This window comes from Qipengyuania benthica, from assembly GCF_030717865.1.
GTDB lineage: Bacteria > Pseudomonadota > Alphaproteobacteria > Sphingomonadales > Sphingomonadaceae > Qipengyuania > Qipengyuania benthica.
Genome location: NZ_JAVAIL010000001.1, coordinates 901391 through 912937 on the forward strand (window position 1 = coordinate 901391; position 11547 = coordinate 912937).

Here is an 11547-nt window from a genome sequence, read left to right on the forward strand (position 1 = left end):
GCCATGACCGAATATCAGACCATCGACGGCACCGAGACCGTCCTCCGCGACGGCACGATCAAGCTCCACGGCGAGGAAGGCTTCGCCGGGATGCGCCGCGCCGGCCAGCTCGCCGCGTCCATTCTCGACGAGATCGCGCCCATGGTGCAGCCGGGTGTCTCCACCGCGGCGATCGACGACAGGGTGCGCGAACTCACGCTCGATGGCGGCGCGGTGCCCGCGACCATGGGCTATCGCGGCTATGCACACAGCTGCTGCATCTCGATCAACCATGTCATCTGCCACGGCATTCCCAGCGACAAGCTTTTGAAAGAAGGCGACATCGTCAATATCGACGTGACCCCGCTGCTCGACGGCTGGCACGGCGACACCAGCCGCATGTACTTCGTCGGCGAACCGCCGCTCAAAGCGCGGCGGCTGGTCGAGGTGACATACGAATGCCTGATGCTGGGAATCGCGGCGGCGCAGCCCGGAGCGCGGCTGGGCGATGTCGGCGCGGCGATCGAGGCGCATGCGCGCCAGTACCGTTACGGCGTGGTGCGGGAATTCTGCGGTCATGGGCTTGGCCGGCTGTTCCATGACGCCCCCGAGGTGATCCACGCTGCCAAAGCGGGCACCGGGCCCGAGCTCAAGCCGGGAATGTTCTTCACGATCGAGCCGATGATTAATTTGGGGCGCCCGCACGCCAAGCTGCTCAACGACGGCTGGACCGCGGTGACCCGCGACAAGAGTCTCTCGGCGCAATTCGAGCATTCGCTCGGCATCACCGAGACCGGCAACGAGATATTCACCCAGAGCGCGAAGGGCCTGCACCAGCCGCCTTACGGCTGAGGGGTCGGTACTTGATTGTGCAGTTTGCCGGAATCGCAGGTTTTATCGCTGACGGTGCTGCGGAGCATTGACCCCTTCTGGGGTGGAAATATGCCCTTGGTGTTGACCCGAAGGTGCGTCAGGGAAAGCGCCTAGCCTGATGACTGAGGCACAAAGATCTACCACAAACGCATACTGGCCAAGTGTTTTCATCGGCGCCTACGGCGGCGTTATTCTGCAGATAATTGCCGCTTCTTGGGGCGGCCCTATCGACCTGTCCGAACTGTGGTTGGCTCCAGTGCTAGTCCTCGTCTACGGTATGCTCGCAGTTCCATTCGTAGCGTTTGGCTTGGTGCTTTTCGGTCTGACCGTCTCCGCTGTAATTCACCGATGGGCGCAAGACTGGTGGGTGGGCCCATTCGCAGCGCTATGGGGCGGCGTCGCGGGCAAGCTCATGTTCTACGGCATCGACCACCTCATGTTCTTTGGCTATTACGACCTCTTGCAGATCAGCCTATCTGACATGGGCATTTTCTACGGCGTGCCGACCGGGATCGCATGGTGGGTATTGCGTCGCCGAGAACTGGCCTGCAGCTAGCGTCCGCTTCCGGGTCGTCAAGACGTTCCGGTTGTAGCCATGGGCGGGGTTCCGTTCGAGGCTCATAGGCTCCAGCGGCCTTAAACCCAAGGCACTCCGAGCCGCACGAGACGATCGATCTTCTCGCGCGTGATGCCCCAGGCAGCAGGATCGACCTCGGCGATAATGGCATTGCCCGAGCGTTCGTCGCCCGCCACGACCAGTTCGTTGCGGGTAAACTCCCGCTGACGGGTCGAATAGAAGGCCAGCACCTTGGGCCGGGTCGAGTTGCGACCGCCTTCGATGACGACGCCGAGGCGGTCATCGCGCAATCGCACCACGGTGCCCAAGGGAAACACGCCGATACTCACCATGAATGCGGACAGTATCTGCGGGTCGAAGTGGCCGGACCACTGGCGCATCCGCGTGATCGCATCCAGCGGCGACCAGGCATCCTTATAGGGGCGGTTGGAGGTCACCGCATCGTATACGTCGCAGATCGCTCCCATCCGTGCCGCCTCGCTGATCTGTTCGGCACGAAGCCCGTGCGGATAGCCGGTCCCATCGATCTTCTCGTGGTGGTGCTGGCAGACATCCAGTGCGGTAGCAGGAAGATTGCCGACTTCGCCGAGCAGGCGATAGCCTTCTAGCGCGTGGGTTTTCGCCAGCACATATTCTTCATCCGTCAGCTTGCCCGGCTTGTTGAGCACCTCTGCCGGGACCATCACCTTGCCTATGTCGTGGAGCAGGCCCGCCGTGCCCAGCTCCGCCGCCGCTTGCTCGTCGATGCCCAGCTGGCGGGCCAGATTGACCATCAGCGCACAGACCGCGACCGAATGCAGATAGGTATATTCGTCCTTTTTTTTGAGCCTCAGAACCTTGAGCAGCGCGTGGCGATTGCTCTCGATCGAGGTGACGACCTCCTCGACGACGGCCGAAACGGCGCAGGATTCGATGGCTTTCCCCAGCCGGGCGGCGTCGAACACTCCGCGGACGACATCGCGAGCCCGGTTGACGACCTGCGTCGCAGCGGCGGTTTTCTCGTCGGGTGTGCGGGTGTCTTCGGCTGGCGTCTGCGCGAATGCTTGCGCCGGAAGCGGCAGGTCGCGGCCCTTGGATGTGTCGATCAGCAATGTCGCGATATCGCTACGCAGAACGGTTTCAAGATCGCTCTCACGCCGAAGCAGAAAGTTGCGGCTCCAGAACGGGTGATCGAACCACGAGCCGTCGAAGGCGTGGATGTACATGCCGACCTGGAGCTGGTCGCATTGAATGCGTCTGAGCGTCACGCCGCGTTCTCCGACCGCCCGACTGTATGCGGATTCAAGACTGCCTGCTCCAACAGAACCCCGATAGCGTCATTATAGAACGGTCGGGGGCGATGTTGTGCGTCAGGAAAAAAGAGTGCTCGGGGCCCCCGAGCTAGCTGTCGCGGGCGGCGCGGATCGCAGCTCCGGCGGCAAACGGGGTCAGCGCGCACAGCCCCAGACTGATTGCGGCGGTCAGGGCCAGACCGGTGCCGTCGCCGGGGCGCGCAAGCGAGCCTGCGCCGAAGATCAGGATGGGGACGGCGAGCGGGATCACCATCAAGCCGGAAAGCGCCGCGCCGCCGCGCAGCGTGGCGGTCAACGCGGCGATCGTGAGGCCGATCGCGGCCAGACCCGGGGTGCCGGCGAGCAGACCCAGCACAAGGATGCGCAGCGTCTCTGCGGGCAGGTTAAGGAGCCCGGCGGCGGGCAGCGCGGCGAGCAGCAGGAGTGGCGCAAAGGCCAGCCAGTGCGCGAGCAGGCGGCTGGCCATCGCCAGCTCTTCAGAGACCCCGCGCAAGTGCAACTGGTCGAACACGCCGGTTTCCAGATCGGCGCTTACCAGCCGCTCGAGCGGGAGGATCGCCGCCAGAAGCGCCGCGACCCAGATCACGCCGCCGCCGGTGCGCGCGAGCAATTCGGGTTCCGGCCCGACAGCGAAGGGGTAGAGCATCGCCACCGCGAGGAAGAACAGCAGCGGCAGCAGCGAACCGCCGCGCCGCCCGCCGGGCAGCAGCACCGCCAGATCGCGCCGCAGCAGCGCAACGATCACGCGGCGAACTCCGCAAGATCGAGGGTGGCGGTCGGGGCGGCAAAGCGCTGGTGCGAGGCGATCACCGCGATCCCGCCGGATGCGAGGTGCCGGACCATCAATTGTTCGGCAAGCGCCAAGCCGCGCGTGTCGAGCCCGTTGAACGGTTCGTCGAGCAGCCAGATCGGCGCTTGCTGCCCCAGCAGCCTGGCGAACGCTGCGCGCTTGGTCTGCCCGGTGGAGAGATAGCGCACCGGGACGTCGAACAGGTCGTAGAGGCCCAGAGTGTGGGCGTGCTCCGTCACTGCCATCGGCTTCGTCCCGTCGAGCGCGGCCCAGAAGCCGAGCGCGGTCTGCAGGCTGGCCTGCGGGTCGAGCGCCGCGCGCTCGTCGAGCAGGCCGATCGCGCCGCTGCGGATCGTTTCGCCCGCGAAGGGGCGAAGCAGGCCAGCGAGGATGCGGATCAGGCTCGATTTGCCGATCCCGTTGGGGCCCGCGACATGGAGCGCCTCGCCGTGTTCGAGCGTGCAGGACACGCCGCGAAACAGCAGCCGGTCGCCGCGACGGCAGGCGATATCCTTCGCGACGAGACGGGCTTGCATGGTTATGGGCGATAGGCAAAAGGCGCGCAGCCGACAAGCAAAGGAGATGGCACATGCCGGTTCAGCAGTTGAACGATGACGAACGCGCGAGTTGGCTGGACGCGCTCGACCACTGGTCGCTGGCACGAGACGGCAAAGCCATCGAGCGCAGCTTCGAATTTGGGAACTTCAGCGAGGCTTTCGCCTTCATGGCCCGCGTCGCCATGATCGCCGAGAAGCGCGATCACCACCCCGAATGGTTCAACGTCTACAATCGGGTGGAGATCACCCTGACCACGCATGACGCGGACGGGCTGAGCCTGCGCGACGTCAATATGGCGAAGGACATCGACGCGCTAGTCTAAGACGCGCTGGTCTAGAACGGGCGCTAGCGGCCCAGCGCGCGCGAACTGCTGCGCGACATCTTGCGCAAGCGGCCCGGCATCCAGCGCACCGCGAAGGCGAGCTTGCGCGCGGTCTTGCCGACGAGCGTATGGACCTTGTCGCCATGGACGGCCTCCCAGGCCGCCAAGGCGACATCCTCTACGGGAGTAATCTCCAGCCCGGCGGCGTTGACGCGGTCGCGGATCGCTTCGTTGGCGCCGTGATTGGGGGTCTTGTCGAGCAGCGGGGTCTCGATGAACCCGGGGCACAGCGAGCGGACCTTGATCCCGTCTTCGTGCCATTCGCCGTCGAGGCTTTCGGTCAGTCCGCGGACACCGAACTTGGTCGCGCTGTAGACGCTGGCGCCGGGCGAACCGAAGATCCCCGCAGCGCTCGCGGTGTTGAGCAGACAGGAGCCCGGTGCGGTCTTCTTGAGATGGGGGTGCGCGGCCTGCGCGCCGAACAGCACGCCCTTGAGGTTGATATCGAGGCAGCGCTCGATTTCCTCGGGGCTGTTCTCGATCAGCGAGCCGCCGATCGGGATGCCGGCGTTGTTGACCACCACGTCTATCCGTCCGCCCGAGGCCATCGAGAAGGCGTTGAGCGCCACATCCCATTCCGCGCGGTCGCGCACGTCGAGCCTGTGGATGTAGTGATGCCCGCCCGGCAGGCCATCGGCGGTGACCTCCATCCCGTGCTCGTCGATATCTCCCAGCCCGACGAACCAGCCCTGCTTGCCGAAATGCTGCGCGATCGCGCGCCCGATACCCGAGCCGCCTCCGGTAACGAAAATCGCCTTTCTCGCGCCCAAACCCATTCTCCTGGAACAAACAAGCCGCGCGAAGAGCATCTCCGCGCGGCCCGGTTGTTCACTCGATTTCCGTAAGCGTCAACCGCCGAGGGCTTCGGCCAGCCCCTGGACGAATTCCTCGCCCTCGACGATCTTTGCGGTCGATTCCGCGACCGTATCGCCGATCGGCTCGGCGCGACCCCCGAGGCAGGTGGCGAGGAAATTCTCGGTCACCGCGTTGAAGGCGATGTTGTTGGTCGGCTTGGCAAAGCCATGCCCCTCGTCGGGGAAAAGCACGTAGGTCACCGGAATGTCCTTTTGCTGCATCGCCGCGACGATCTGATCGCTCTCCGCCTGCTTGACGCGCGGATCGTTGGCACCCTGGCCGATCAGCAGCGGTTTGACGATCTTGTCGGCGGAATGGAGCGGGCTGCGCTCCTTCAGCATGGCGAGGCCTTCGGGAGTGTTGGGGTTGCCCATCCGCTCGTGGAACTGCGCGATCAGCGGCTCCCAATAGGGCGGGATCGTCTCGAGCAGGGTTTCGAGATTGGACGGGCCGACGATGTCGATCCCGCAGGCGAATTTCTCCGGCGTGAAGGTGAGCCCCGCGAGCGTGGCGTAGCCGCCATAGGAACCGCCCATGATCGCCACCTTGTCGGGCGCGGTAATCCCCTCGGCCACCGCCCAGTCGACCGCATCTACCAGATCGTCGTGCATCTTGCGGCCCCACTCGAGATCGCCTGCGGAGATGAACTCCTTGCCGAACCCGGTCGAGCCGCGGAAATTGACGCTGAGCACCGCATAGCCGCGGTTGGCGAGCCATTGGTGATAGGAATTGTAGCCGTAGCCGTCGCGTGCCCACGGGCCGCCGTGGACCATCAGCACCATCGGCACGGCCGCTTCGGGCGTCCCGTCGCCATCGGTATCGCTGCCGGGCGGCAGCGTGAGATAGGAAGGCAGGATCAAACCGTCGCGCGAGGTGAGTTCGAGCGGGTGCATCCGCTGCAGCGGTGCGCCTTCCAGCTCGGGCCGCGCGGTGTAGAATTCGCTCAGCGTATTCGCGGTTCGGTCGTAAATATAGGCTTTGGTGGGGGCAGTGAGCGGGTCGTTCCAGACGATCCACTTGCTGTCGTCCTCGGTGCGCGACTGGACGCCGTAATTGCCCTCCAGCCGCTCGTCCAGCCAGTCGAGCGAAGCCTTGGTCTCGGGATCGGTCGCGGTCCATTGCGTGGTCAGATAGGTAAAGCTGTAGGCTTCGACCTCGCCGGTCCGGGGGTCAGTCATCGCACCGCCGATATCGGCCTTGTCGTTCTGGGCGATCACCGTCTTTTCGCCGGTCGCGACATCCTGCGCGATCAGAGCGGCGGTGTTGCGGCCGCGGCTGTCGATCCAGTACATCGTCGTACCGTCGGTGGTGAAACCGGCAGGTTGCGTGGTCAGCGAGTCCTCGAGCCCGGTGCTGTCGCTAGGCTCGGGCGCGATTTCACCGTCGACGATGGGAAAAAAGTCCATCCCGCCTGCGGCATTGGGGCGTAGCGCCATGCGCAGCGCGAGATTGTCGTCGGCGAGGAAGCCGGCGTAGGCGTCGTTCTGCTGGACCAGCGTCAGTTCTCCGCTGTTGAGATTGAGCAAGTGGACATCGTGAAAGCGCGGATCGCGATTGTTGACCCCGACCAGCACCTTGTCCTTTATCCGGTTGGAGGTGCCGATGAGCTCGACCCGGGTATTTTCGAATGGAGTGAGCGTCCGCTCGGCTCCGGTAGCGATGTCGACCCCGTAGAGGAGGTAGTTTTCGTCGCCGCCCTTGTCCTGCACATAGAGCACGCTGCGACTGTCGGGTGCCCAGAAATACTGCGGGATCGGCCGATCCGTCGAGGAGGTGATCGCTCGCGCTGCGTCCGGATCGCCGACCGGAGCGATCCAGACGTTCATCACCCCGTCCTTGGGCGCGCGCCAGCTGAGCCATTTGCCGTCGGGGCTGATCTGGCCGGCGGTACGGGTCGGATTGCCGAACAGATCGTCGCGCGGGATCAGTGGTGCGGAGACGGCCGGCGCGCCAGCCTGCTGACGGTGAGTGTCGGCCGCTGCTGCCGAGGGTAGCGCGAGCGAAGTCGCTGCAAGCAGCGCGGCTGTCTGTTTGATCATGATAATCTCCCCTGAGTCGAATTATGATGATCCGACCATAGACCAGCCTGATCGCGAGATAATCTCAATTCGACGAACGCACCTCGAGAATGGGTTTGCGGCAGTGCCTGCGCGATCAAAGTGCCGGATTGTCGTAAACATGCCAGGTGAAGATCGCCATCGCGCCGCGATGCGGGCGCCAGGGTTCGGCGATCGTGCGGACCGCCTTCTCGCTCGGTCGCTCCTCCAGTCCGAGCAGTCCGCCGACGCCCGCCTGCACCGCCAGATCCCCCGCCGGCCAGATGTCGGGTCGCCCTTCGGCAAACAGCAGGTAGATCTCCGCCGACCAGCGTCCGATGCCCTTGATCCGGGTGAGGTCGGCGATCGCCTCCTCATCGTCCGCAGGCAGGCGGTCGAGATCGAGCTGCCCTGCGGCGACCAGTTCGCACAGGCTGCGCGCATAGCCCTGCTTCTGACGCGAAAGGCCGCAGGCGCGCAGCGCATCGAAATCGCGCTCCAGCAGGCTTTCGGGAGTGAAATCCTCGCCTAGCTCGGCCTCGAGCTTGCGCCACACTGCGGCGGCGGAGGCGACCGAGACCTGCTGGCCGACGATGGTGCGCAGCAGGGTCATGTAGCCGGTCGGGCGGATGCGCGGTTCGGGATGGCCGCAGCGCTCGAGCGCGCCAGCCACTGCTGGTTCGCGCTGCGCCAGCTCGCCCAGCGCGTGGTGCAATTGTTCCGCCGTGAGACCCATTCGTCCTCCCCGCGGTCCGCCTTGCCAAACCGCGCCGCCAGCCCTAGCAGCGCCTCCGAACCGAAGCCACAGCGCCAGGAGCGAAGACACCCATGCCCAAGCTGATCGTCACCACCCGCGAAGGTGAAACCTCCGAGATCGAGGTCGAGGACGGCCTGACTGTGATGGAAGCGATCCGCGACAACGGCTTCGACGAATTGCTCGCGCTGTGCGGCGGCTGCTGCTCCTGCGCGACCTGCCATGTCCATGTCGATCCGGCTTTCGCGGACCAATTGCCCGCGATGAGCGAGGACGAGGACGATCTGCTCGAATCCACCGAGCATCGCAACGCAACCTCGCGGCTCGCCTGCCAGATACCCTTCGCACCTGCGCTCGACGGGTTGAAAGTAACTATCGCGCCTGAAGATTGATCTTGGTTGCGGGCGATGCGGCGGGAGCCTAGCTCCCGGATCATGACCGCCATCCCCGTACGCCAAAGTCCGCTCGACCTGATCGGCAATACTCCGCTCGTCCGGCTTTCTGGCCCAAGCGAGGCCGCCGGCTGCGACATCTACGGCAAATGCGAATTCGCCAACCCCGGTGCCAGCGTCAAGGATCGCGCGGCGCTGTTCATAGTCCGCGACGCCGAGGCGCGCGGCGAACTCAAGCCCGGGGGCTGCGTGGTCGAGGGTACGGCAGGCAACACCGGCATCGGCATGGCGCTGGTGTGCAATGCGTTGGGCTATCGCACGATCATCGTGATGCCCGACAATCAGTCGCGCGAGAAAATGGACACGCTTCGGGCGCTGGGGGCCGAACTGGTCACCGTCCCACCGACCAAATATTCCGACTGCAACCATTTCGTCCACACCAGCCGCCGGCTTGCCGAAGAGACCCAGAACGCGATCTGGGCAAACCAGTTCGACAACACCGCCAATCGCAAGGCGCATATCGAAGGCACCGCGCGTGAGATCTGGGAGCAGATGGACGGCCGGATCGACGGCTTCACCTGCGCCGCCGGGACCGGCGGGACGATCGCGGGCGTCGGCATGGGGCTCAAGGAATTCGACGAGGACGTGATCATCGCTCTGACCGATCCGCATGGCGCGGCTCTGTACAGCTATTATGCCGATGGCGAACTCAAGGCCGAGGGCTCCTCGGTCGCCGAGGGGATCGGGCAGGGGCGCATCACCGGCAATCTCGAAGGCGCGCCGATCGACACCCAGTTCCGCATTTCGGACGAGGAAGGGCTCGAATGGGTCGCACGCCTGCTGCGCGAGGAAGGGCTGTGTCTCGGCCTCTCGAGCGGGATCAACGTCGCCGGAGCGGTTGCGCTCGGTAAGCAGTTGCGCGCACAAGGCCGCGCCGCGCCGCGCGTGGTCACGATACTGTGCGACACCGGTTTCCGCTATCTCTCCTCGCTCTACGACCCCGCATGGCTGAAGGCGAAGGGCCTGCCGGTCTTTCCGTGGCTGTCCGCCGAAACCGCACAGGATTGACCCGCTGGCCCTGCCCGTCCTACCTAGGGGCATGGCCCGCTTCTTCGACAGCAAGGCGAGGGCGCCTTCGCACGATCTGCCCCCCATCCCACTCGGAGGAACGCGCCAGCAGGCGATGAACCGGCTCCAGGTCGGTATCGGTGGCGTGCTCGGCGTCCTGATGCTGGTGGGTCTGGCGAGCGTGATCCAGAACCAGGCCGACGAGGTCGAGCGCAATGCGGTCCCCGAGGCCGCCTCGACCAACATCCCCGAGCCGCGGACCAAGAGCGCCGACCCGCTGGTTGAGGCCGGCGTCGTCCCCGATCTTCCCGCGACGCCCACTCCGACACCTACGGGTTCGGCGCCGACCGCGCCGGTCATGCCCGAACAGGGGACCTCGGCCCCGGCGAACGGACGATAGCATGCGGCTGCTGCTGGCGAGCGCGCTGCTGGCCTGCAGCGCCTGCGGCGCTTCTCCCGATACGGGGGGCGGTGCGGTCGAGGCCCAAAGGACCCCGCTTGGCCTGTCGAGCACGCTGCCGATCTACTGGCAGGAAAGTCCCGATTTCGCGACCCTACTTAAGGCGGAGGGCGAGTCCGGCTGGGTGCGGCAGGCTCTGGAGGCCCGCTTCGACCTGGTCCCCCTCGATGTGCTGAGCTCCGAGGCGCTTGCGCCGCTCGACCATCTGCTGCTCGCGCAGCCGCGGGCGCTGTCGCCGGCCGAGAACGTCGCGCTCGACGAGTGGGTGCGCGCCGGCGGCAGGCTGCTGCTGTTCGCCGATCCGATGCTGACGAGCCATTCGCAATTCGCGATCGGCGATCCGCGGCGGCCGCAGGATGTCGCGCTGCTCTCGCCGATCCTGGCGCGCTGGGGGCTGGAGCTGACCTTCGACACGACCCAACCGCAAGGCGAGCGGATCGAAGAGGCCTTCGAGATGGCAATACCCGTCGATCTGGCAGGGGCTTGGGTGCCGTTCGCCAGCGAGGCACCGGGCGAATGCGCGATCGTGGCAAGCGGTATCGCGGCGCGCTGCCGGATCGGGAAGGGGCAGGTCTTCCTGCTCGCCGATGCCGCGCTGCTCGATGGGGAAGAGGATCCCGACCCGTCTCGCCGTCGGGCCATGCTCGATGGCCTGTTGGACCAGTCGCTCCTTCGCTGAGCGTCACTCGCACAAATTGGGGATTATCGGGGACGCGGCGGGTGCTGCGCCGTTCGCCGACGCGCGAGTCGAGCCAAAACAGCCACTTGTTTCAATTTCTGTTAAGGGTTTACGGACGCCCAACTGTGGCAAAACCACCATAAAACAGGGTCTTGTAGCTTCATCCCCAATAATCCCGTAATTTTCCCTTTCATCCCGCCCGCTCCCGCTGTAAACCGCAAACCCATCGGACAGACCATGCCGTGCTGCGTATCGCGCCTGCGATGCGAGCCGCCTGCCATTGCGCGCGGGGCGGAGCGGAGAAGGTCTGTTCGGGGAGGAGATGCTCGCGCAGGCAGGCCAATTGGGGACGGAACAGGTGCTTTTCGGAGGTTACAGCGGACAGGCGTTTACGCCGGCTGGCGACAAGGGTCGCTACGTCCTGCCGCCGCTGTTCCGCAAAGCCGTGAAGGAAAGCAGCGAAGCCCGCGTCCTCTGTCTCGCCAAGCACGATCGCTGGAACTGCCTCACGGGCTTCGGCCTCTCGCGCAAGCTCGAGCTCGAGCAGCAGCTCGACCGCGAGGAGGAGATGGCGCTCAGGCTCAACCGGGACTTCGATCGTGAAGTGCGATCGAGCCAGCTAAACGGCTTCGTCGAGATCCCCTTCGATGACAGCGGCCGCTTCGTGATGCCCGAATATCTCCGCGATCTTGCCAATGTCGGCGATGGCCTGTTCTTCCAGGGTGGTGGACGCTTCTTCACGCTGTGGAACCCCGAGGAATTGCTGCGGATGGACGATGCCTGGGCCGCGGCCAAGGCGGCGTGCAAGGCGCTTGTCGACGAAGCCCAGGCCAAGGGGCGTACCAAGTGAGC

General features: G+C 65.2%; 14 protein-coding genes. 8 read left to right on the top strand and 6 right to left on the bottom strand.

Going from position 1 to position 11547, the window contains the following annotated elements; all coding sequences use genetic code 11:
• The first annotated feature begins 3 nt into the window (after positions 1 to 3).
• Together map and Q9K01_RS04500 are read left to right on the top strand one after the other, a co-directional pair.
• Positions 4 to 831 (top strand): type I methionyl aminopeptidase, encoded by an 828-nt coding sequence (gene map / locus Q9K01_RS04495; protein WP_305928993.1) that lies wholly within the window; start codon positions 4 to 6, stop codon positions 829 to 831.
• Positions 832 to 970: 139 nt separating this feature from the next.
• Entirely contained in the window at positions 971 to 1408 is a 438-nt protein-coding gene (locus Q9K01_RS04500; protein ID WP_305928994.1) for a hypothetical protein, read from the top strand.
• An 80-nt stretch (positions 1409 to 1488) separates the two neighbouring features.
• On the opposite strand, the gene Q9K01_RS04505 is transcribed toward Q9K01_RS04500, so the two are convergent.
• The 3 genes from Q9K01_RS04505 to ccmA all read right to left on the bottom strand — a co-directional run bounded on the left by Q9K01_RS04505 (position 1489) and on the right by ccmA (position 4047).
• Complete coding sequence (locus tag Q9K01_RS04505) at positions 1489 to 2676, bottom strand: cyclic di-GMP phosphodiesterase (protein ID WP_305928995.1); 1188 nt, start codon at positions 2674 to 2676, stop codon at positions 1489 to 1491.
• Between the two features lie 133 nt (positions 2677 to 2809).
• Positions 2810 to 3466: a heme exporter protein CcmB gene (locus tag Q9K01_RS04510; RefSeq protein WP_305928996.1), complete on the bottom strand. Its 657-nt coding sequence runs from the start codon at positions 3464 to 3466 to the stop codon at positions 2810 to 2812.
• The gene (gene ccmA, locus Q9K01_RS04515) at positions 3463 to 4047 is read right to left on the bottom strand and encodes a heme ABC exporter ATP-binding protein CcmA (protein ID WP_305928997.1); all 585 of its coding nucleotides are present in this window, start codon (positions 4045 to 4047) and stop codon (positions 3463 to 3465) included. Before ccmA ends, Q9K01_RS04510 begins: the two co-directional genes overlap by 4 nt.
• 53 nt (positions 4048 to 4100) lie before the next feature.
• On the opposite strand from ccmA, the gene Q9K01_RS04520 reads away from it, so the two are divergent.
• Complete coding sequence (locus Q9K01_RS04520; RefSeq protein WP_305928998.1) at positions 4101 to 4391, top strand: 4a-hydroxytetrahydrobiopterin dehydratase; 291 nt, start codon at positions 4101 to 4103, stop codon at positions 4389 to 4391.
• A gap of 23 nt (positions 4392 to 4414) precedes the next feature.
• Here the strand turns inward: Q9K01_RS04520 and Q9K01_RS04525 are convergent, their stop codons facing one another.
• The 3 genes from Q9K01_RS04525 to Q9K01_RS04535 form a co-directional block, all read right to left on the bottom strand.
• Positions 4415 to 5221: an SDR family oxidoreductase gene (locus tag Q9K01_RS04525; protein WP_305928999.1), complete on the bottom strand. Its 807-nt coding sequence runs from the start codon at positions 5219 to 5221 to the stop codon at positions 4415 to 4417.
• A 78-nt stretch (positions 5222 to 5299) separates the two neighbouring features.
• On the bottom strand, positions 5300 to 7345 hold the full coding sequence (locus tag Q9K01_RS04530) for a S9 family peptidase (RefSeq protein ID WP_305929000.1): 2046 nt from the start codon (positions 7343 to 7345) through the stop codon (positions 5300 to 5302).
• Positions 7346 to 7460: 115 nt separating this feature from the next.
• Positions 7461 to 8078 (bottom strand): DNA-3-methyladenine glycosylase family protein, encoded by a 618-nt coding sequence (locus tag Q9K01_RS04535; protein ID WP_305929001.1) that lies wholly within the window; start codon positions 8076 to 8078, stop codon positions 7461 to 7463.
• Positions 8079 to 8170: 92 nt separating this feature from the next.
• On the opposite strand from Q9K01_RS04535, the gene Q9K01_RS04540 reads away from it, so the two are divergent.
• The 5 genes from Q9K01_RS04540 (at position 8171) to Q9K01_RS04560 (ending at position 11545) form a co-directional block, all read left to right on the top strand.
• A complete protein-coding gene (locus Q9K01_RS04540; protein WP_305929002.1) occupies positions 8171 to 8488 on the top strand; it encodes a 2Fe-2S iron-sulfur cluster-binding protein in 318 nt (105 codons plus the stop codon).
• A 42-nt stretch (positions 8489 to 8530) separates the two neighbouring features.
• The gene (locus Q9K01_RS04545) at positions 8531 to 9556 is read left to right on the top strand and encodes a cysteine synthase A (protein ID WP_305929003.1); all 1026 of its coding nucleotides are present in this window, start codon (positions 8531 to 8533) and stop codon (positions 9554 to 9556) included.
• 31 nt (positions 9557 to 9587) lie between these two features.
• Positions 9588 to 9956 (top strand): hypothetical protein, encoded by a 369-nt coding sequence (locus Q9K01_RS04550; RefSeq protein ID WP_305929004.1) that lies wholly within the window; start codon positions 9588 to 9590, stop codon positions 9954 to 9956.
• Between the two features lies 1 nt (position 9957).
• Positions 9958 to 10695, top strand: coding sequence for a Gldg family protein (locus tag Q9K01_RS04555; protein ID WP_305929005.1), 738 nt, complete (start codon positions 9958 to 9960; stop codon positions 10693 to 10695).
• A gap of 358 nt (positions 10696 to 11053) precedes the next feature.
• On the top strand, positions 11054 to 11545 hold the full coding sequence (locus Q9K01_RS04560) for a division/cell wall cluster transcriptional repressor MraZ (protein ID WP_305929006.1): 492 nt from the start codon (positions 11054 to 11056) through the stop codon (positions 11543 to 11545).
• The last annotated feature ends 2 nt before the right edge of the window (positions 11546 to 11547 follow it).

Excerpts from the sequence above, each read along its gene's own strand:
- map (WP_305928993.1), top strand. The coding sequence starts at position 4 with ATGACCGAATATCAGACCATCGACGGCACCGAGACCGTCCTCCGCGAC.
- Q9K01_RS04500 (WP_305928994.1), top strand. The coding sequence starts at position 971 with ATGACTGAGGCACAAAGATCTACCACAAACGCATACTGGCCAAGTGTT.
- ccmA (WP_305928997.1), bottom strand. The coding sequence starts at position 4,047 with ATGCAAGCCCGTCTCGTCGCGAAGGATATCGCCTGCCGTCGCGGCGAC.
- Q9K01_RS04520 (WP_305928998.1), top strand. The coding sequence starts at position 4,101 with ATGCCGGTTCAGCAGTTGAACGATGACGAACGCGCGAGTTGGCTGGAC.
- Q9K01_RS04530 (WP_305929000.1), bottom strand. The coding sequence starts at position 7,345 with ATGATCAAACAGACAGCCGCGCTGCTTGCAGCGACTTCGCTCGCGCTA.
- Q9K01_RS04535 (WP_305929001.1), bottom strand. The coding sequence starts at position 8,078 with ATGGGTCTCACGGCGGAACAATTGCACCACGCGCTGGGCGAGCTGGCG.
- Q9K01_RS04540 (WP_305929002.1), top strand. The coding sequence starts at position 8,171 with ATGCCCAAGCTGATCGTCACCACCCGCGAAGGTGAAACCTCCGAGATC.
- Q9K01_RS04545 (WP_305929003.1), top strand. The coding sequence starts at position 8,531 with ATGACCGCCATCCCCGTACGCCAAAGTCCGCTCGACCTGATCGGCAAT.
- Q9K01_RS04550 (WP_305929004.1), top strand. The coding sequence starts at position 9,588 with ATGGCCCGCTTCTTCGACAGCAAGGCGAGGGCGCCTTCGCACGATCTG.
- Q9K01_RS04555 (WP_305929005.1), top strand. The coding sequence starts at position 9,958 with ATGCGGCTGCTGCTGGCGAGCGCGCTGCTGGCCTGCAGCGCCTGCGGC.